This is a genomic window from Rhizobium sp. 25PS6, assembly GCF_032464655.1.
Taxonomy (GTDB): domain Bacteria; phylum Pseudomonadota; class Alphaproteobacteria; order Rhizobiales; family Rhizobiaceae; genus Rhizobium; species Rhizobium laguerreae.
The window spans coordinates 172,400-191,711 of sequence record NZ_JAWDIV010000014.1; the positions used below are offsets into that span (position 1 = coordinate 172,400).

The 19,312-nt window shown below is 63.0% G+C and carries 23 protein-coding genes and 1 pseudogene; 17 read left to right on the plus strand and 7 right to left on the minus strand.

Features of this window, described 5'->3' with window-relative positions:
- The 3 genes from RWK44_RS21100 (at position 1) to RWK44_RS21110 (ending at position 3,451) form a co-directional block, all read left to right on the plus strand.
- Positions 1-2,385: a phosphoketolase family protein gene (locus tag RWK44_RS21100; RefSeq protein ID WP_131664372.1), complete on the plus strand. Its 2,385-nt coding sequence runs from the start codon at positions 1-3 to the stop codon at positions 2,383-2,385.
- Positions 2,386-2,709: 324 nt separating this feature from the next.
- Positions 2,710-3,075, plus strand: coding sequence for a hypothetical protein (locus tag RWK44_RS21105; RefSeq protein WP_131664371.1), 366 nt, complete (start codon positions 2,710-2,712; stop codon positions 3,073-3,075).
- A gap of 64 nt (positions 3,076-3,139) precedes the next feature.
- A complete protein-coding gene (locus tag RWK44_RS21110) occupies positions 3,140-3,451 on the plus strand; it encodes a transposase (RefSeq protein WP_131664370.1) in 312 nt (103 codons plus the stop codon).
- Here RWK44_RS21110 and cueR read toward each other — a convergent pair.
- Together cueR and RWK44_RS21120 are read right to left on the minus strand one after the other, a co-directional pair.
- A complete protein-coding gene (gene cueR, locus RWK44_RS21115; protein WP_131664369.1) occupies positions 3,417-3,881 on the minus strand; it encodes a Cu(I)-responsive transcriptional regulator in 465 nt (154 codons plus the stop codon). The two genes, RWK44_RS21110 and cueR, sit on opposite strands and share 35 nt — an antisense overlap.
- Before the next feature lie 51 nt (positions 3,882-3,932).
- Complete coding sequence (locus RWK44_RS21120) at positions 3,933-6,407, minus strand: heavy metal translocating P-type ATPase (RefSeq protein ID WP_316029342.1); 2,475 nt, start codon at positions 6,405-6,407, stop codon at positions 3,933-3,935.
- Between the two features lie 65 nt (positions 6,408-6,472).
- Here RWK44_RS21120 and RWK44_RS21125 point away from each other — a divergent pair, with 65 nt between their 5' ends.
- Positions 6,473-7,222, plus strand: a complete 750-nt coding sequence (locus tag RWK44_RS21125) for an adenylate/guanylate cyclase domain-containing protein (RefSeq protein WP_316029343.1) — start codon at positions 6,473-6,475, stop codon at positions 7,220-7,222.
- A gap of 54 nt (positions 7,223-7,276) precedes the next feature.
- Here RWK44_RS21125 and RWK44_RS21130 read toward each other — a convergent pair whose 3' ends face one another.
- Both RWK44_RS21130 and RWK44_RS21135 read right to left on the minus strand, forming a co-directional pair.
- Positions 7,277-7,480, minus strand: coding sequence for a heavy-metal-associated domain-containing protein (locus tag RWK44_RS21130; RefSeq protein WP_131664367.1), 204 nt, complete (start codon positions 7,478-7,480; stop codon positions 7,277-7,279).
- Positions 7,481-7,535: 55 nt separating this feature from the next.
- Positions 7,536-8,099 carry a Crp/Fnr family transcriptional regulator gene (locus RWK44_RS21135; RefSeq protein ID WP_168283137.1) on the minus strand — a complete coding sequence of 188 codons (564 nt, stop codon included), beginning with the start codon at positions 8,097-8,099 and terminating at the stop codon, positions 7,536-7,538.
- A 57-nt stretch (positions 8,100-8,156) separates the two neighbouring features.
- On the opposite strand from RWK44_RS21135, the gene RWK44_RS21140 reads away from it, so the two are divergent.
- The 4 genes from RWK44_RS21140 to RWK44_RS21155 all read left to right on the plus strand — a co-directional run bounded on the left by RWK44_RS21140 (position 8,157) and on the right by RWK44_RS21155 (position 10,742).
- Entirely contained in the window at positions 8,157-8,675 is a 519-nt protein-coding gene (locus tag RWK44_RS21140) for a Spy/CpxP family protein refolding chaperone (RefSeq protein WP_168283138.1), read from the plus strand.
- Positions 8,676-8,917: 242 nt separating this feature from the next.
- Positions 8,918-9,235 carry a hypothetical protein gene (locus RWK44_RS21145; RefSeq protein WP_131664366.1) on the plus strand — a complete coding sequence of 106 codons (318 nt, stop codon included), beginning with the start codon at positions 8,918-8,920 and terminating at the stop codon, positions 9,233-9,235.
- Positions 9,236-9,271: 36 nt separating this feature from the next.
- Positions 9,272-10,348 carry a L,D-transpeptidase family protein gene (locus tag RWK44_RS21150; RefSeq protein ID WP_206116724.1) on the plus strand — a complete coding sequence of 359 codons (1,077 nt, stop codon included), beginning with the start codon at positions 9,272-9,274 and terminating at the stop codon, positions 10,346-10,348.
- A gap of 61 nt (positions 10,349-10,409) precedes the next feature.
- Positions 10,410-10,742: a hypothetical protein gene (locus RWK44_RS21155; RefSeq protein ID WP_168323975.1), complete on the plus strand. Its 333-nt coding sequence runs from the start codon at positions 10,410-10,412 to the stop codon at positions 10,740-10,742.
- Between the two features lie 40 nt (positions 10,743-10,782).
- Here the strand turns inward: RWK44_RS21155 and RWK44_RS21160 are convergent, their stop codons facing one another.
- Together RWK44_RS21160 and RWK44_RS21165 are read right to left on the minus strand one after the other, a co-directional pair.
- Positions 10,783-11,307 (minus strand): hypothetical protein, encoded by a 525-nt coding sequence (locus RWK44_RS21160; RefSeq protein ID WP_131664363.1) that lies wholly within the window; start codon positions 11,305-11,307, stop codon positions 10,783-10,785.
- On the minus strand, positions 11,304-11,492 hold the full coding sequence (locus tag RWK44_RS21165; RefSeq protein ID WP_131664362.1) for a hypothetical protein: 189 nt from the start codon (positions 11,490-11,492) through the stop codon (positions 11,304-11,306). Before RWK44_RS21165 ends, RWK44_RS21160 begins: the two co-directional genes overlap by 4 nt.
- A 167-nt stretch (positions 11,493-11,659) precedes the next feature.
- Here RWK44_RS21165 and RWK44_RS21170 point away from each other — a divergent pair, with 167 nt between their 5' ends.
- The 9 genes and pseudogenes from RWK44_RS21170 to RWK44_RS21210 form a co-directional block, all read left to right on the plus strand.
- Positions 11,660-12,238, plus strand: a complete 579-nt coding sequence (locus RWK44_RS21170; RefSeq protein WP_221999726.1) for a TetR/AcrR family transcriptional regulator — start codon at positions 11,660-11,662, stop codon at positions 12,236-12,238.
- 304 nt (positions 12,239-12,542) lie between these two features.
- A complete protein-coding gene (locus RWK44_RS21175; protein ID WP_316029344.1) occupies positions 12,543-12,848 on the plus strand; it encodes a hypothetical protein in 306 nt (101 codons plus the stop codon).
- A gap of 49 nt (positions 12,849-12,897) precedes the next feature.
- Positions 12,898-13,242: a hypothetical protein gene (locus RWK44_RS21180; RefSeq protein WP_312887278.1), complete on the plus strand. Its 345-nt coding sequence runs from the start codon at positions 12,898-12,900 to the stop codon at positions 13,240-13,242.
- A 108-nt stretch (positions 13,243-13,350) separates the two neighbouring features.
- Positions 13,351-14,826, plus strand: coding sequence for a multicopper oxidase family protein (locus RWK44_RS21185; protein WP_316029345.1), 1,476 nt, complete (start codon positions 13,351-13,353; stop codon positions 14,824-14,826).
- Between the two features lie 55 nt (positions 14,827-14,881).
- The gene (locus RWK44_RS21190) at positions 14,882-15,139 is read left to right on the plus strand and encodes a DUF2933 domain-containing protein (protein ID WP_131664358.1); all 258 of its coding nucleotides are present in this window, start codon (positions 14,882-14,884) and stop codon (positions 15,137-15,139) included.
- Entirely contained in the window at positions 15,132-15,812 is a 681-nt protein-coding gene (locus RWK44_RS21195; RefSeq protein WP_131664357.1) for a methyltransferase family protein, read from the plus strand. The genes RWK44_RS21190 and RWK44_RS21195 overlap by 8 nt, the downstream gene beginning before the upstream one ends.
- Positions 15,805-18,024, plus strand: coding sequence for a copper-transporting P-type ATPase (locus tag RWK44_RS21200; RefSeq protein WP_221946923.1), 2,220 nt, complete (start codon positions 15,805-15,807; stop codon positions 18,022-18,024). The genes RWK44_RS21195 and RWK44_RS21200 overlap by 8 nt, the downstream gene beginning before the upstream one ends.
- 106 nt (positions 18,025-18,130) lie before the next feature.
- Positions 18,131-18,544 (plus strand): EF-hand domain-containing protein, encoded by a 414-nt coding sequence (locus RWK44_RS21205; protein WP_131664355.1) that lies wholly within the window; start codon positions 18,131-18,133, stop codon positions 18,542-18,544.
- Positions 18,545-18,634: 90 nt separating this feature from the next.
- Positions 18,635-19,071, plus strand: a pseudogene (locus RWK44_RS21210) (universal stress protein); the annotation flags it as partial.
- Here the strand turns inward: RWK44_RS21210 and RWK44_RS21215 are convergent.
- Positions 19,046-19,309 (minus strand): DUF2249 domain-containing protein, encoded by a 264-nt coding sequence (locus tag RWK44_RS21215; RefSeq protein WP_168283143.1) that lies wholly within the window; start codon positions 19,307-19,309, stop codon positions 19,046-19,048. The pseudogene RWK44_RS21210 and the gene RWK44_RS21215 overlap by 26 nt on opposite strands.
- Between the last annotated feature and the right edge of the window lie 3 nt (positions 19,310-19,312).

The following is a 19,312-nucleotide window of genomic DNA, read 5'->3' on the forward strand; positions in this document are numbered from 1 at the left end:
ATGTCTGAACGTAGAAGCCCACACCCCACCGAGCGCGAGCTCGATCTCATCGACCGCTACTGGCGGGCCGCCAACTATCTGTCCATCGGCCAGATCTACCTCATGGACAATCCGCTTCTGCGCGAGCCGCTTCGGCCGGAACATATCAAACCCCGGCTTCTCGGACATTGGGGAACGACGCCCGGCCTCAACTTCATCTACGCCCATCTCAACCGCGTCATCAAGGCTCGTGACGGGGATGTCCTTTATGTCTGCGGGCCTGGTCACGGCGGACCGGGAATGGTCGCGAACACCTACCTCGAAGGCACATATAGCGAGGTCTATCCGGACATCTCGCAGGACGCCGACGGCATGCGCAAGCTGTTCAGGCAGTTTTCCTTTCCCGGAGGGATACCCAGCCACGTCGCCCCGGAGACCCCCGGTTCGATCCACGAAGGCGGCGAACTCGGATATGCGCTGGTCCACGCCTTCGGCGCCGCGTTCGACAACCCGGGCCTTGTGGTAGCCTGCGTGGTCGGCGACGGCGAAGCGGAGACTGGCCCGCTTGCGGCTGCCTGGCATTCGACGAAGTTTCTCAATCCTGCCCGCGACGGCGCGGTGCTGCCGATCCTGCATCTCAATGGCTATAAGATCGCCAATCCGACGATCCTTTCGCGGACAAGCGATGAGGATCTCCGCAGCCTGTTCGTGGGATATGGATATGAGCCGATCTTCGTCGAGGGCCACGAGCCGGCGGACATGCACCGGCAGATGGCGGCCGCATTCGACCGGGCCTTCGACATCATCGAATCCCTGCAGGCGTCGGCGAGGAACGGGTCGCCAGCGGCCGGCGTGCCGCGGTGGCCGATGATCGTGCTTCGCAGCCCCAAGGGGTGGACCGGGCCGAAGGAGGTCGACGGCAAGAAAGTGGAGGGTTTCTGGCGCGCCCACCAGGTGCCTGTCGCAAACTGCAGGGGCGACGAGGCGCACCGACAGATTCTGGAGGAATGGATGCGGAGCTACCGCCCAGAGGACTTGTTTGACGCCGACGGCCGTCTCCGGCCGGAACTGCGGGCACTGGCGCCGAGTGGCGAGAAGCGTATGGGAGCGACGCCGTATGCAAACGGTGGACGGATGCGCCGGGAGCTGCAGCTACCAAACATTCGCGACCACGCGGTCGCGATCGACGTTCGTGGCGCTTCCCAGGTCCAGTCGACAGAGATTTTAGGACGGTATCTGCGGGACGTCATGCGGCTCAATGCCGAGGCCAAAAACTTCCGGATCTTCGGGCCGGACGAGACCGAGTCGAACCGGCTGGGTGCCGTCTTCGAGCAGACGGACCGTGTCTGGATGCAAGAGATCGAAGAGTACGACGTCCATCTTGGCAGAGACGGACGGGTCATGGAGGTTCTCAGCGAACATCTCTGCCAGGGCTGGCTGGAGGGATATCTCCTTACCGGCCGCCACGGCCTTTTCTCATGCTACGAGGCCTTCATCCACATCATCGACTCGATGTTCAACCAGCATGCCAAGTGGCTCAAGGTTTCGCGCGGATTGGATTGGCGGGAGCCGGTGTCGTCGCTGAACTACCTCCTGACGTCGCATGTCTGGCGACAGGACCACAACGGCTTCTCGCATCAGGACCCCGGCTTCGTCGATCTGGTCGCCAACAAGAAGGCAGACGTCGTCCGCATCTATCTACCGCCAGACGCCAACACGCTCCTGTGGGTCGGCGATCACTGCCTGAGGACTTACGACCGTATCAATGTGATCGTGGCGGGCAAGCAGCCGGAGTCCCAGTACCTTACGATCGACGAGGCCGTGAAGCATTGTGAAGAGGGCGTTGGCGTCTGGGAGTGGGCAAGCTTCGAGAAGGATTCGATCGCGCCTGACGTCGTGATGGCATGTGCGGGAGACGTGCCGACGATGGAGACGCTCGCGGCCGTGATGCTGCTGCACGAGGCGATACCCGACTTGAAAATCAGGACGGTGAACGTCGTCGACCTGCTTGCAATGCAGGACCCCCAGCAGCACCCCCATGGTCTCGACGACGCGCGGTTCGATGGTATCTTTACGAAGGACAGGCCGGTCATCTTCGCCTACCACGGCTATCCCTATCTCATCCACCGGTTGACGTACCGGCGCACCAATCACGGCAACATCCACGTGCGCGGGTTCGTGGAGGAGGGCACGACGACGACGCCGTTCGACATGACCGTCTTGAACGAGCTGGACAGGTATCATCTCGCTCTCGAGGCGATCGCGCGGGTGCCCGATCTCGCCGAAAAGGTCCCAGACGTGATCGCAGACCTGCATGCAAAGCTCGACGAGCACCGGGCGTTCGTGAGGGAGCGTGGAGAAGACATGCCGGAAATCCAGAATTGGCGCTGGGCACGCTCCTCCTAGTCTAGCCTTCATCTCGGGTCGGAGCGTCCGGACAGCGACGTAGACGTCATCGTCGTCGGAGATCTGGACGCCTTCGATCTTGGCGAGGCCGTCGAGCGGATGCAGGGGACGTTCGGCAGATCGGTCTCTACAACTTCATACACCGGAGGAATGGCGGGGTGTGGAAGACGACCGCGTCATCAACAGCGGCGAAAGGATAATGGTCATCGTGTCTTGATCCTTTCCGGCGGCCGGCTCGCACGCACCGCAAAGCTATGAAGGGCCAACGTGCGTATGTGACGTGAACGTGCTAAGATCACAGTGCATAGACCACGGGAGTGGTAGATGCGCCGGGTTCTTCTGTCTCTGATCCTCTTCACGCAATCGGCGTCGATCGCGGCGGCGTCCGGACTTGCCTTTCATACCGCTTCGTTCGGCGGTAGCCGGTCCATCAGCCTCAGTCTGGCCGAGGGCGGGCCTGCCCGCGATCCCGCCTTCGACTTCGACGTCGTCATCACGCGCTCGGAATTCGACGGTGGCGGGTCGGTCCTCTATCGGGACGGAGGAAGGCACAAGGCGAGCGTGCGCTGCATTTCGCCAGCCATGGTGCGGATCAATTCCGCCGACTATGCAATCGACGTGTCGGTGCCGCCGGGAGCGGACTGGAAGCACGACCTCTGGGCAGCGCTCTGCACCGCTCCGGTCTCCTGAGCGGTTGTTGTCGTCATAGTAATGTGTGATCGGCTTTCCATGGACGAGCAACGGGAGTTTCTCCATGGAGACTACATTGGAGGTTCTCACGACCAGGAAATCCGGTCGTGAGGTTCACCGGCACTGGCCGGACAAGGTCAAGGCGCAGATCGTTTCGGAGAGCCTTCGGCCAGGCGCGATGGTGAATGAAGTCGCCGAGCGGTACGGCTTGAAGCCGAACCACCTCTCCACCTGGCGGACGATGGCGCGGCAAGGCAAGCTGGTTCTGCCTGCACCCGTACGACCTGCCACGTCAGGGTCAGGATGGAATGACGGCGCTACTCGGGACCGAGAGGGGGCGGCTAGCGCCCGCCGTGGTCCGTCTTCAATCCGTTGAGACCGAAGCGGGATTTGATCGCAGGCGTCGGCGCTTCATCGCTCTGGTTGGCGAACTCCTCGATGATCGGGCAGTCGGGCCGATCGTCGCCATGGCAGTGCTTGACCAGGTGCTTGAGCGTTGCCGTCATGGCATGGATCGCAGCAGCCTTGCGTTCGAGTTCCTCAATGTGTTCGCGGGCGATGCTCTTCACGTCGGCGCTTGCCCTCGACCTGTCCCGCCAGAGGGCCAGCAGGGTCTTCATCTGTTCGACGGAGAAGCCGAGGTCTCGCGCCCTGCGTATGAACCGCAGGGTATGGACGTCGTTTTCGCCGTATGTGCGGTAGCTCGATTCCGTGCGATGCGCCGGCGTGATCAGTTTTATCTGCTCATAGTAGCGGATCATCTTGGCCGACACGCCGCTGGCCTTTGCTGCCTCTCCGATGTTCATTCCATGCTCCTGTCGATATGGGGCGGCGCCGATGGCGACGCCGCAATTGCTTCAAGGTTCTATACGGCGAAGGCGCAGGGCGTTGCCGAGGACGAACACGCTGGACATTGCCATCGCGCCGGCGGCGAAGATTGGCGACAGCAGGGTGCCGTTGACCGGATAGAGAAGACCGGCCGCAACGGGCACGAGGCCGGCGTTATAGACGAACGCCCAGAACAGGTTCTGCTTGATGTTTCGGATGGTCGCGCGGCTCAGTCCGACGGCCCTGACGACGGCGGTGAGGTCTCCGGACATCAGCACGACGTCGGCGCTCTCGATCGCGACGTCGGTGCCCGTGCCGACGGCAAGTCCCACGTCCGCCTCCGTGAGCGCCGGGGCGTCGTTGATGCCGTCACCGACGAAAGCGACCTTGCCACGCTCGCGCAGCCGTTTGACCGCCTCAACCTTGCCTTCCGGACGCACCTCCGCAATCACTCGGTCGATGCCGAGCTGGGAGGCGATCGCCTCGGCGGTACGACGGTTGTCTCCGGTGATCATCGCCACTTCGAGACCAAGGGCATGCAGGGATCTGATCGCTTCGGGCGTCGTTTCTTTGACGGGGTCCGACACGGCGACGATCGCAGCAAGACGGCCGTCCACGGCGACATAGAGCGGTGATCTGCCCTTGCTGGAGAGTCCCTCGGCGATCGAGGCGAATCCTTCCACGGAGACGCCCTCGCGGACCAGCGCCCGATCCGCGCCGACGAGCAGCGATTGACCTGCGACGGTACCCTTCACGCCGTAGCCTGGAGACGCTTCGAAGTCCTTCACGGCGGCGAGCACCAGTCCCTCCGCCTCGGCAGCCTTGACGATTGCTTCGGCGATCGGATGCTCCGACAGCGCCTCGATGCTCGCCACCCAGGCGAGGACGTCCTCGCGCAGGTAGCCTTCCGAAACCTGGAAGTCGGTCAGCTCCGGCTTGCCCTTCGTCAGCGTTCCGGTCTTGTCCAGGGCGACGACTCGGGCCTCACGCAGGCTTTGCAGCGCCTCGCCCTTGCGGAACAGAATCCCGAGCTCGGCCGCGCGGCCGGTCCCGACCATGATCGACGTCGGCGTCGCGAGACCCATCGCGCACGGACAGGCGATGATCAGGACGGCGACGGTGTTGACTAGCGCAAAGCTTAGCGCCGGAGACGGGCCGAGGATCATCCACGCGCCGAACGTCACCAGTGCGGCGAGGATGACGGCGGGGACGAACCAGCCTGTCACCCTGTCCACCAGAGCCTGGATCGGGAGCTTGGATCCTTGCGCGGCCTCGACCATCCGGACGATCTGGGCGAGCACGGTGTCGGCCCCGACCTTCGTCGCGCGGAACGTGAACGACCCCGTCTTGTTGATCGTGCCGCCGACCACCTCGCTTCCAACGGACTTGGAGACCGGAACCGGCTCGCCGGTGATCATGGCCTCGTCGACGTAGGACGCCCCGGACACCACCGTGCCGTCCACCGGAACCTTCTCGCCGGGACGAATGCGGATCACGTCGCCGACCAGGACGTCTTCGATCCCGATCTCCAGGAACGTCCCGGAGCGCTCCACGAAGGCGGTCTTCGCCTTCAGGCCGAGCAGGCGCGTGATGGCCTGGCTCGTCTTTCCCTTCGCGTGGGCCTCGAGGTAGCGGCCGAGCAGTATCAGGGTCACGATGACGGCCGCGGCCTCGTAGTAGACGTTCACGGTTCCTGCGGGCAGGGCGGCGGGAAGAAATGTCGCGACCACGGAGTACGCCCATGCCGCCGAAGTTCCAAGCACGACGAGCGAGTTCATGTCGGGCGCCAGCCGCAGCAGATTGGGCACGCCCTTCCGGAAGAAGGCAAGACCAGGCCCGAACAGGACGATGGTCGCCAGCGCGAACTGCAGGTAGAGGCTCTGCCGCATGCCGACGGTGTTCATGACGAACTCGTGGACACCCGGTATGACGTGGGAGCCCATTTCGATCAGGAACAGCGGCAGGGTGAGAATTGCGGAAATGCCGAGGCGGAGCGCCAGTGATCGAATCTCGGTGTCGCGGCGATCGTCGGCTGCGTCCTTTTCCGGCCGACTTCCGGATTTCGGCTCGTATCCGGCCGCGTGGACGGCGTCTTCCAATGCGCGCAGCGACACCGCACCTGCCGCGAAGCGAATCGTGGCCTTCTCGGTCGCCAGGTTGACGGATGCGTCGACCACACCAGGCACCGCTTTCAGAACACGCTCGACGCGGGAGACGCACGAGGCGCAGGTCATGCCCTCGACAAACATCTCCAGCGTTTCGATCCTGGCCTCGTAGCCTGCGCCTTCGATGGCTTGGAGGACGGCGGTCGCGTCCACGCTGTCCTTGAACGTCACGGCCGCACGCTCGGTCGCGAGGTTCACCGACGCGGTGTCGACGCTGGGGACGGCCTTGATCGCCCGTTCGACCCTGGCGACGCACGACGCGCACGACATGCCCTCGATTTCGAACTCGGTGGGAATTGGTATCGCGGTCGAGTTTTCAATCTTCGATATGGCAGTCATGGGTCGATCCCTTGTTGAACTGCACACATAGGTAATCCTTCCCATGATGGGAAGGTCAAGGGCCCGTGTTGACAAACAGCTTCACGGCTTGCTTGAGAAACGAACGCAAGCGAGAATGCGGCGTTGCTAATCTTCGGGCGATGGAGAGCGATGTGAGGCAGCGAGAGGATTTAGCGACCGCACCGGCTACCGTTGCGTTCATAGATATCGCGGGATTCAGCGCGATTGCGGACGTTTATGGAGACGCAGCCGCGCTTGACGTGCTTGAGGTATTCGAGAGCATGGTCCGCGACGCTCTCAGCGGCTATGAGCCGCCGATCAAATGGATTGGCGACGAGGCAATGCTATCGTTTCCTGAACCGGGTACGGCGATCCAGGTACTCGGACCGCTGCTGCAGGCCTGCCGTAAGGAGCCGCGACTGCCGCTCACTCGGACCGGGCTGAACCACGGGCCGGTCGTCCGCAGAGCAGGCGATCTCTTTGGATCGACGGTCAACATTGCATCACGAATCGCCGCGCTCGCAGCACCCGGCCAGTTGCTCGCCACCCGGCCCGTTGCCGAGGCGGCCGTCGCCAGAGGCATCCTGGTGCGGGACCTCGGAACGGTGGCGCTTAGATCGGTAGCAGGGGAAGTCCCTCTCTATGAGATCGAGCTTGCTCCGTCTGCGGACCCCGCCTGGATCGATCCGGTGTGCAAGATGCATGCGCCGTACTCATCCTACAGGCGGGCCGCCCCCGAAGGGCCGTGGTTTTGCTCGCCGCAGTGTGAAGAAGCGTATCGACGGTCGCCTCAGACCTATGAGGTTCCGCGCTGACGGTTTGAAACCTCGGCGCGGAACACTTGCTAAATCTGGTGCTCAGTTCCGAAATCAAACTTGTTGGAAACTGGACGGATAGCCCGCCTTCTCAATGGCAGTTTTGATCGCGGCGGGATCGCTCCTCGTTTCAACCTTGGCGGTCCTGGCCGCAAGATCGATGCTGGCGGAGGCTTCCGGATCGGCAGTCTTGATCGCCTTCTCCACGGTGCTTGCGCAGTGGCCGCAGGTCATGTTCTGAATTTCGAATTCGTACATCGTGGTCTCCAAGTGGTTTGACCGCCCCCATGTAGGGCTTCCAACCATGGGAGGGTCAAGACCGATCACGCAAAGAAATGCGTCGTTTCGAAAGCTCCCGATACAGGGCTTCCGGCGAGACGCCGATATCGTCGGCCAGCGCCTTCCATTCTCCTTTCGACGGCAGCCCGCCGTCATTCCATGCGAGCCAGGATTCAAGACGAGCGGCGACGGTCTTCAGGCTGCCGATCTCCGCGCGCTTCCTCGTCTGCTGTAGCTGGCTGGAAAGGTAGGACGCCCAGCCTTCGGCGAAATCCGAATTGCTGTGCAGGACGCGTCTGATCAATTTGACCGGTACCGCGGTCACGTTCACGTCGGTCACGGCAACGCCGTCGCAATGGTAGACGCTCGAGAAGACCGAAGCTTCCGCGAGGATCAGTCCCGGCGACGCCCGCTGCAGCACCGCGACGTTGCCATCCGCCTGATGCCGAACGAGATGAACGACGCCCGCCTCCACGAGATACAGGTTTTCCACGTCGTCGCCTTGGTTGAAGAGGTCCTGGCCGGCGCCGAACGTTTTACTTCTGGTCGAGAGGCCGCGAATGTAATCAATGAGGGTGTTGGACATGATCTCGATCATGTTCCCTACGGAGATGACAAGCAATAGTGCGGTCCCATCCCAACTGGAACGCAATCGATGAAATCCCTGCTCGTCAGCTTTACATTCGCCATTCTCGCCACACAGGCAGTGGCCGAGGGAGTGCATCACGTGACATCCCCCTATGCGCAGCAGGCGGCGCGGGATATCAAGTCCTTGTCGGAAACGGACGTCGACGAACTGACCAGAGGGGGCGGATGGGGCTTTGCCAAGCCGGCGGAGCTCAACGGCTACCCCGGTCCCTCGCATGTGCTTCAGATGAAGGACCGGCTAGGCCTGACGGACGATCAGCTCCTGAAGGTGCAGGAGGTTTTCGACCTCATGCAGGCTCGGGCATCGGAAGAGGGAAAGGTCTTCGTCGAGGCCGAGCGGGAGCTCGACGCGGCGTTCAGAAGCAGGACCATTACCGAATCCGCCCTTCGCGACCTGGTTGCCACTGCAGAGGCGGGCCGGTCACGGCTGAGGTTCATTCACCTTGCGGCGCATCTCGAGATGACCCGGCTTCTCGACGCTCGCCAGATCGCCGCCTATGGCAAGCACCGCGGTTACTCGAAATAGACCGTCGGGGACGGCGGCAGGCGAGATGGCCGCCTCGACGCCGCTTCTAGCCACGCAAGAGCGCGTGAAGCACGATGGCTGCGAGGAAGGCGATGACAACGGCCGCCGCGATCACCGCGACCTGGCGGTTGGCCTTTTGGGAGCTCGCGACTGGAAAGTAGCGCCTTCGCGTTGACCGAAAAGGCGAAGTTCACCATTATGACGCCGCCGAAGCAGAGAAGACTCTGCGCAGGAACGAGTCGATGCGCCTACTGATCAACGTCCTCGTCGCGACCATGATGCTGCTGGGTTCGCTTGCCGCGCCCTGCATCGCCGCGCCTGCAGATCACGGCCATGCCGGCCCGGCCGTCGTCAGCGTTCCCGCGACCTCCGACGGACACCATCGCGGTGACGGCCGATCTGTTTCGGGATCGCACTGCCAGCAGGACGGCATCGTCGCACAAGCTCCAGACGTCCGTTGTTCGCAGTCAGATCGCGTCGCGTTTGGCGTCTTCGCGACAGTCGCCTTTGCGGGCGTTCTTGAACCCGTCGAGCAGCGTCCTCCCATCGCTTCTGTCTGAATCCGTTCGTTCGAATCCAGGCCAAAAGGGAAGGGCATGACCTTGCGCATGTCTATGTTTGCAAGCCACGTCAGTAGTTTAACTTCATTGCTGAACAACTTGAATCAAATCGACCGGGTGCGGCAGCAGCTTTGCGGGGTGGCGCTCGCCGTCTTTGCCGTGGTCCTGAGCGGCTGCGTTCAATCGCTTGACGATCTCGGCGTGGCTTCGCACGACATACCGCCGAAGCTGCTGGCCGGCATGCAGGCCAAGGGAATGAAGCAGGAGAGTCCGGTCCTCGTCCGCATCTTCAAGATGGAAAGCGAGCTGGAGATCTGGAAGGTTGACGGCAGCGGAAGGTATGCGCTGCTCAAGGTCTATCCGATGTGCCGCTGGTCCGGAAAGCTAGGTCCCAAGACCAAGACCGGAGACCGACAGGCGCCCGAAGGATTCTACCGCGTTTCCATGGGAGGCCTCAATCCGAAATCACAGTTCTATCTTTCCTTCAACCTCGGCTATCCCAACCGCCTGGAAGCGGCCCTTGGCTATTCCGGCGAAGCTCTCATGGTACATGGCGCCTGCTCGTCGTCGGGCTGTTTTGCGCTGACAGATCAGGGCGTAGGTGAAATCTACGCGGTGGTCGAGAAGGCCTTGAAAGGCGGGCAGCAGGCGTTCCAGGTCCAGGCCTACCCGTTCCGCATGACGCCGCAGAACCTGGCGGCACATCGCGGCGATCCGAATGTCGCCTTCTGGAAGAACCTCAAGGAGGGCTACGACATCTTCGATGTTCGCCGTCGCGAGCCGAGGGTCGCCGTCTGCGGCAGGAAGTACGTCTTCGACGCCGAATTCAAGGACGGCGACCCCGCCGATCCGCTCGCAGCATGTCCGGAGCGCGTCGATCGATCCGACCCCGCAGTCGCCGCGAAGGCGTCCGCCGACGATCGGAAATACCAGGAGCTGGCCGCAAAAAGATTCACGCCGCTCGCGTACCAGGACGGTGGCATGCATCCGAGCTTCCGTGCGCTCCTTGAAGAAAACGGCGACGTCAAGCTCGCGGAGAAGGTCTCCGTCATCAAGTATCCGATCAGCCGCCCAGTTGCGGCGCTGGCCGATCCGTTCGAAGGAAGCAAGTGACGATCCCGTGGCGGATCGTGACGTTGCCCACGTTCTGTATGGACACGAAAGCGAGGACGCCATGCGAATGATACTAGCGGCGATCGGGATGGCGTTCGCCACTGCGGCCCACGCGCATCATGCGCCGTCGGGCTTCACCTACGAGCCCTATTGCTGCAACGGAGACGGTGATAACGGCGACTGCCAGCGCATCTCATCGAAGACCGTCCATCACCGCGAGGAAGGGTACGAAGTGACACTCCTGCCGGGCGACCACAGGCTGGCGACGCGCAGACACGTCTTTCTGATTCCACAGGCGCAGACCAGGGAGTCGCCGGACGGCTCCTATCACCTCTGCCTGTTTCCCAACGAAGACACGGTACGTTGCTTCTATGCGCCGCCGATGGGCTTCTGAACTAGCGCAGGACGTCGAACCGATGGCCCGGAATGGCGGTTCATGAGCCACCCGGCCGTGGCCGATGATGTCTGCGCCATCCGTATCGGGTCATGCCGCGCGGCTTGTACACCGACAGCGCCGTCGTCACGAGCAATACGACGAGTCCTCCAGCGGCATGGATGACGAGCGAGCGCCGAAGATCGAGTTGGTCCGAGTTCGACATGGTCGATTCAAGTGACGCAACTCCCAGGTAGACTATCCCCTTCACCTGCAGCAGCAAAACGACGACGACGAGAAGGTTCAGCAGGAATTTCACCAGGACCCAGTAATGTCGGAACAAGCCCCATGTAGTTCCCAGCGACTGGACAAGGCCGGAGAGAAACGAGGCCATGACCAGAGGGACGATGACGACGCGCGCGATCACGTCCGCAGCGACGTAAGTGCTCCGCACCAACCGGTCGTCCTGACCGGCTAGTCCGATGATGGCGAGCGCAAGGAAGGCGGCGACTGCCCCGAGCGAGCCGACCGAGGAGACGACATGGACGACGAGAGCGACCTTTCGAATGCCCTGCGGCATGATCATGGCGGGTCGCCTCCGTTCGGCGCCTGGCGTCCCGTGTCGGCAAGCGGGAGGTGACGGCCAGGCCCATGTTGTCCGCCAATACCGGATATCATCAGAACGGCTGCCAGCAATATCGCCACCGCAAGGACGACTCCGGAGATCTTCACCCAACGTGGCATGCCGGGGTAGGCGGGTTCGTCAACCATCGTCGTTCGCATCCTGCCGCAGAATTCGCTGTCGCTCGCCTTCAATTCGATTGAAGAAGCTGAACATCATGTCTGATAACAGGGTAGTGTGTTCATTCATGTCAACGTCCGACCGGACACGAGCGCCCGATCATGGACAATCGCCTCGATTTGACCGGGAAAAAGCGATGGGAACAGCGAAGCACAGGATCGACCGCCGAGTCGCCCGCACCAGGGCGGCGCTGCATCGGGCTCTGATTTCCCTGATCCTGGAAAAGGGCTACGATCTGATCACGGTCGAGGAGATCTGCCATGCGGCGAACGTCGGACGATCGACATTCTATCTCCACTACACCGGCAAGGATGACCTTAAACAGCACGGACTTGACGGATTGAGGAGGCAGCTTGCGGAAGCCGCCGCTCGCGCCGGGCGGGGAGGCACGTTCGGCTTCAGCTTGCCGATGTTCGAACATGCCCACGATCACATCGATCTCTACCGGGCGCTGGCAGGCAGTCGAGGAGGCACGGTAGCGCTCGGCACGATTCGTCAGATACTTTCCGATCTCGTGCGCGATGACCTTGCGGCGAACTCCGGCAAGCATATCTCCAACGCCATACCCCGCGAACTCGTGGTCCAATACGTCGTAGGCGCCTTTATGGCGGCGCTCACCTGGTGGCTGGACGGAGGCGCAACCCTGCCGCCGCATCGCATAGACGCGATGTTTCGTCGCCTGATGTCGGAGGGAGCAATGCAGGCGCGCCCTTGAGGTGCGGGACAGGCGAGGGACAAGCGAATTGCGTGTTCGTGTGGGCGAGGTTACCGCTTACGAAGCTCCTCTATCGTTGGAAGTTGGCGTGCGTGGGTGCCGGCACGTCCCAATTGCTAGAGATCCTCTTGTCGACCACCAGTCGTTTCCACGCCGGAGCCTGTGTGGCTTAGCCCATCTTCATGTGCAGGCCCGGGTAGGTTTCAGGGGTTCCTTGACGTAGATCAAGGAAGGACGCCTCCGCCAGGCGCATTGTTGGCTTGTCCAGCTTTCTGCATATGCGACCTGGCCGGAGGATCCTTCAATGGCGAACACAAGCTTGCATGTTTCTTCGGTGAAATCCCCGGCGACACCGGCCCATGTTTCGGTCCCGGTGCTGGGTGCGACGCTCGCCGCCTTCGTCTCCATCTCGTTCCTGCTTTGCATGCTGCTCGGCTTCGCCGGGCCGGAATGGGGTCTTCACAGGCCGTGGCTGCAGTTCTATCTCGGGCTCACGAGTTTCGATTTTCGAAGTGTCGCCCTGGGATTCCTTCAAAGCGTCATCTTCGGTGGCTATGCAGGAGCATCGATCGCTACGATCTTCAACTTCGTCAGCCGCCGCTTCGGCTGAGCAGGGGAGTGGAGCCGTGCACATCGCCGACAGCCGCAGGTCCATATCGGTGAACGCAGTGCTGGCCTTCCTGGTCGCGGTCGCGCTTCTGCTTGCGCCCGCGGCGGGCGTGCAGGCGATGCAGTGCCTTGAGCATCCGTCCCACGAACAGTTCGGGCTCCAGCAGTCCATCTTGCCGGCGATTGACGCCCACGCCTCGGTTCATGGCCCTCAGACGTCCGACCACATCGGCTGCTGCGCCCTCCAATGCGGCTTCTGCGTCGTCCTCACCCGCACGGAGGGGACGGCAACTCCCGCAGCTACGGCTTCCTTCCTCAATTTCGCATGGGGCGACCAGACCCGCAGTGGCATGACGGTTCCGCCGGCGCTCGGTCCTCCTCGTCGCCCGGTCTGAGGAAGCCGGAGGCCGCCTTGTTTGCGGCAACCGGTCGCTTCGACGGATGTCCTCCCGGACATCCCAGACCAATGGTTGGCTCTGCCGATCCGAAATAGGACCACTACAATGAAACGTCGTAACTTCCTCAATGGCCTGATGGTCGGCGCAGCCGCGCTCGGCACATCGTTTGCCCTTCCTCCCCTGCGCACCTGGGCTCAGGTCGCCGCCGCCACCTCTCCTGCGCCACGCGGGTTGTCCGTCGGCTATCGGACCATCGACGTCATGGGCAGATCTGCCCGAGTCTTCGGCTTGGTTCAACCGGATGGCAGACCGGGCCTTGAGGTGGAGGCTGGAACCGACTTCGACCTCTCGCTATCGAGCGCCATCGACGAGCCGACGCTGATCCATTGGCACGGGCTGACGCCGCCATGGGCGGACGATGGCGTGCCCGGCAATCCGGCAGCGCTTCTCAAGCCGACGGAAACCCGTCGCTACACCTTTCCGGTCGGCGCAGGCGGCACGCACTGGATGCACGCTCATACGCTCCAGGAGCAGAACCTGCTCGCCGCGCCGCTGATCGTCAGGACTGCGGACGAACTCAAGCGGGACGAGCAGGACGTCGTCGTCCTGCTGCACGACTTCTCTTTCAAATCGCCGGAGGAACTGCTGGCGAAGTTGAAGGGGAAAGCCGCGTCCGGCGCCATGCCGATGGACCATAGCGCTATGTCGGGCATCAACGGCATGCAGCATATGATGTCAGGCAACGGCATGGCGGGTATGGCGGCGCCGGGAATGCCGGCCATGGACCTCAACGATATCGACTATGACGCCTATCTCGCCAACGACCGCACGTTCGACGATCCGGAGATCGTGACGGTCGAGAAGGGCGGCCGCGTCCGCCTTCGTATCATAAACGGCGCGACGGCGACCGCATTCACCATCGACACCGGCCGCCTTTCCGGAGAGCTGATCGCGGTCGACGGTCAGGGTGTCGAACCGGTTTACGGGTCTAACTTCCCGGTCGCCATGGGCCAGCGCGTCGACATTCGTGTGAACCTGCCCATGGAGGGTGGTGCCTTCCCCGTCCTTGCCATTCGCGAAGGGGCCGTCGAGCGCGCAGGCGTGATCCTGGCCACTCAGGGGGCAGACGTCCGCAGGGTTCAGGTCGCGGGCGATGCGAAGGGGCCGGTTCTCGGGCTCGACCTGGAGCAGCGGCTGCGACCCGTCGCCCCCATTGCCACCCGGACGGTGGACCGCCGCTTCAGACTTTCGCTGACGGGCGACATGGCCGCCTACAGTTGGAGCATCGACGGTGCGGACGGTCTCGTCGTCAAGCGTGGCGAGCGCGTCGAAGTGGCGATCAGCAACGCGTCGATGATGGCGCATCCGATGCACCTGCACGGGCACCATTTCCAGGTGATTGGCATCAACGGGACGCCGGTAGCGGGTGCGGTCAGGGACACCGTCCTGCTCCCGCCGATGACGAACGTCGTCCTGGCCTTCGACGCCGATAATCCCGGTCGCTGGCCGCTCCATTGCCATCATCTCTACCACATGGCGACGGGCATGATGGCCTACGTCACTTACGACGGCATCGGCTGACGCGGTCCCCGGATTGCGAAGCCTTCTCTGCAATTTTTAGAACGAGGTCATTCTCATGAACGACAATCATCCTCCGTCGGCCTGGAGCACCTATACCAGGACCGTCTTCATCGCCTTCGCCGCAATCGCGCTGGTACTTATCACCTACGAGCATCGCGTGCATGTCCTCGGCATCCTGCCGTGGCTCCTCATCCTCGCTTGCCCGCTGATGCATCTGTTCATGCACCACGGGCACGGTGGACATTCCGGCCACGACCATGCCGGCCATGGGACCGGCGCAGCCCTGCCGAAGAAGGAGACCGACGATGTCTGACACCTCCGCCTACGGGCTCTGGAGTCTCGTGATCATCAATTCCTTGGTGTTCATCGTCTTCGCAGCGAGTTTCACCAAGCTCGATACAAAGCGGGATTGGCGTTCGCTCGGCGCCTTCTCAGCTTTCGTCGTCGCCCTCTTCACCGAGATGTACGGCTTTCCGCTGACCATCTATCTCCTGTCCGGTTGGCTCGGGCGACAGTTTCCCGGCATCGATTTCTGGTCGCACGACGCCGGGCACTTGCTGGAGATGATGTTCGGCTGGCGCGTCAATCCGCATGTCGGTCCGTTCCATCTCCTGAGCAACATCCTGATCGTTGGCGGCTTCTGGCTGCTCGCCTTGAGTTGGCACGTTCTCTATGCGGCCCAGCGCGACCACCGCTTGGCGACCACCGGCCCATACGCACGCGTGCGGCACCCGCAGTACGACGCCTTCGTCGTCATCATGTTCGGCTTTCTGCTACAGTGGCCGACCCTCGTGACGCTCGCCATGTTCCCCGTTCTGGTCTGGTTCTACGTGAGGCTGGCAAAGCGGGAGGAGGAGGCCTCGCGCGCCGAGTTCGGAGCTGCATGGGACGCCTATGCCCGAACGGTTCCGAGGTTTCTTCCTAGGTTCGGGCGTGGAACGGACGCTGCCGCGGGAAGCCGGCGCGGAGGAGCGGTCCATGACTGACCAGAACATCCATCAGGGCCACGCCCATGGCGGCCACCATCATCAGCAAGAGCGGCGGCCGCCGACGCCAATGGCTACCGCCGCTGAAGCTCCGGAAGGCGTCATCTATACCTGCCCGATGCACCCGCAGATCAGGCAGGTCGGCCCCGGCACCTGTCCCATTTGCGGTATGACGCTGGAGCCAGAGGTCACGACCGCGGCGACCGGGCCGAGCGTCGAACTCATCGACATGACGCGACGGTTCTGGATAGGATTGGCCCTGTCGCTCCCCGTTCTCGTTCTGGAGATGGGCGGCCATCTCACCAACCTGCACATGGTGCTCGGTGCGCAGCTCTCGAACTGGATCCAGCTCGCGCTTGCGACGCCCGTGGTTCTGTGGGCCGGATGGCCGTTCTTCGAACGGGCCTGGGCCTCGCTCGTCAACCGAAGCCTCAACATGTTCACGCTGATCGCCATGGGAACGGGCGTCGCCTGGATCTACAGCGTCGTCGCCACCGCGGCGCCCGACATCTTTCCCGCCACCTTCCGCGCCGCCGACGGCTCGGTCGCGATCTACTTCGAGGCGGCCGCGGTTATCACCGTCCTGGTGCTGCTCGGGCAGGTTCTCGAACTCCGTGCGAGGGAGCAGACCGGCGGCGCCATCCGGGCGCTACTCGACCTGGCGCCGAAGAGCGCCCGCCGGATCAAGGACGACGGTTCGGACGAGGACGTCGGGCTGGACGCCGTCGCGGTCGGCGACCGTCTGCGCGTCCGGCCGGGCGAAAAGATTCCTGTCGACGGGGAATTGCTGGAGGGGCGCAGCTCCGTCGACGAATCCATGATCACCGGCGAATCCATGCCGGTCACCAAGGATGCCGGCGCCAAACTGATCGGCGGCACGATGAACCAGAGCGGGGGCTTCGTCATGCGGGCCGGCAAGGTCGGGCGCGACACGATGCTCTCGCAGATCGTCCGCATGGTCGCCGAGGCCCAGCGTTCGCGCGCTCCGATCCAGCGGCTGGCCGACCAAGTATCGGGCTGGTTCGTCCCGGCGGTAATCCTGATCGCGGTCGCAGCCTTTGTCGCCTGGGGCGTCTGGGGGCCGGACCCGCGCTTCGCCCACGGCCTCGTCGCTGCCGTAGCCGTTCTGATCATTGCCTGCCCATGCGCTCTCGGCCTGGCGACGCCGATGTCGATCATGGTGGGCGTCGGGCGCGGTGCTCGAATGGGCGTCCTCATCAAGAACGCGGAGGCGCTGGAACGCTTCGAAAGGATCGACACTCTGGTGGTCGATAAGACCGGCACGCTCACGGAAGGGAGGCCGAAGGTAATCGCGTTGAAGGTCGTCCAGGGATTCGACGAAGCTGAGCTCCTGAGGCTGGCCGCCACGCTCGAGCGTGCCAGCGAACACCCCCTTGCCGCGGCCATTGTCGCCGCCGCCAAGGACAGGGGCCTTGCCTTGAGCGAGGCCCGCGAGTTCGACAGTCCGGTCGGCAAGGGCGTTACCGGCACGGTCGACGGTCGGAAGCTGGTCATCGGCAGCCATCGGATCATGGCGGAGGCAGGCGTCGATCTCTCGACCCTGGTCGCCGAGGCGGAGGCTCTGCGCGGCGAAGGAGCGACCGTGATCTACGTCGCCATCGACGGCGAGGTGGGCGGTCTTGTCGCGATCGCCGACCCGATCAAGGCGACGACGCCCGAAGCTCTGCGTTCGCTCAGGAAGGAGAATATCCGCGTCGTCATGCTGACCGGAGACAACAGGACTACGGCGGAGGCGGTGGCACGCCGGCTTGGCATCGACGAGGTCGAGGCGGAGATCCTGCCGGAAGACAAAGGCAAGGTGGTTGCGAGACTTCGAAGCGAAGGCCGCGTCGTTGCGATGGCCGGGGACGGGGTCAACGACGCCCCGGCCCTTGCCGCCGCCGACGTTGGCATCGCCATGGGCACGGGAACAGATGTCGCGATCCAAAGTGCCGGGGTGACCCTGCTGAAGGGAGATCTGCAGGGCATTGCCAGGGCGCGCAAGCTCAGCCATGCCACGATGAGCAACATCCGCCAGAACCTGTTCTTCGCGTTCATCTACAACGCGGCCGGCGTGCCCGTCGCGGCCGGCGTGCTCTATCCGGCCTTGGGGTTACTTCTCTCACCGATCATCGCGGCCGCCGCCATGGCCCTGTCGTCGGTCAGCGTGATCGGCAACTCGTTGCGGCTGCGACGCTCGTCGATCGACTAGGTGGCCCGGCGGGTTCTTCCGCCGGATCATGACGTTCCCAAATGCTCGTCCTGCACGAAATACGGCGTGCAGGACGAGCCGAAGAAATAGCTAAAGGAGAGACGACGTGAAAATGAAGAGATTACCACAAATGACACTGCTGGCCGCGCTGGTTGCGTTCGGCGCAGCAGGTTTCGCGCTTGCACAGACGAATGATTCCGACCCGCACCATCCCGCAGACGCGTCGCAGGCAGCCTCGCCGTCCGGAACGAATGGCATGGCTGGGCAGGGCCAGGGAGCGATGCCTGGCGGGGGGATGGGGCGGAGTATGATGCAATCGGGCATGATGGGAAGCATGCCGACCATGGGCATGCGAGGGCACATGATGAAGATCATGGTTGCAATCGCCGACACGGACGGAGACGGCGCGTTGTCCTTCGAGGAGGTGACCGCGATCCACAAGCGGATATTCGACGCGGTCGACGCGAACAAGGACGGCAAGGTCACGCCCGACGAGATGCAGGCGTTCATGCGGCAATAGGTGCTTGGCTATGACAAGAATTGGCGGCAAGGCTTTCGACCGCTGCGAACTCGGTTGTTCTGTCGGTACCTTCCGCCAATCGGCCTCGGACTTTCCATCGTCGAGACCTCGGAGCTCTCCCGCCAACTTTCCGAGACGCTGCTGTTCGGAAGCGGCCGTCCCCTCGTGCTGCTTCCTGCCACCAGCGTCTGCTCTCATATAGACACGATCGCCGTTGCCTGGGACGGCAGCGCCACCGCAGCGCGCGCCCTGTCCTGCGCCCGCTTTTTCATCGAGCGCGCGACCAGGTGCAGGTCATCTCGATCACCGACGACAAGGAGATCGACGAGGCGAACCGCGCGCTACTGATCTCTTCTTTGAAGCACGCGGGATTGGAAGTGGAAGACGTATCGATCCAGGCAGGCGGCGAGACCGCGACCGCCACCATCCAATCGGCCGCGCTGGAACGAAAGGCGGACCTATTGGTCGCGGGCGGGTTCGGCCATTCGTGGCTTCGCGAGTTCATCCTCGGCGGCGGAGCCTGGTGATCTCCACGCGCCAGATTTCAGGCCTTTGCTCCAGATATTCCCAGGAAAACTTGCCAGGCAGCGCGGTTTCGAGCTGGTACTGGAGAGGGCGCGGCTCGTAACCGCTCGTGATGTGCAGCACGCCGCCCGGCGTCAGGGTGTGAAGCGTTCCGAAAATCTTCGGATGACGTTCGCCGGGATGCAGGGTCCGCACATCGACGTGCGAGACTTCGCTTGCTTGAGTTTGCGCCTCAGACATGTG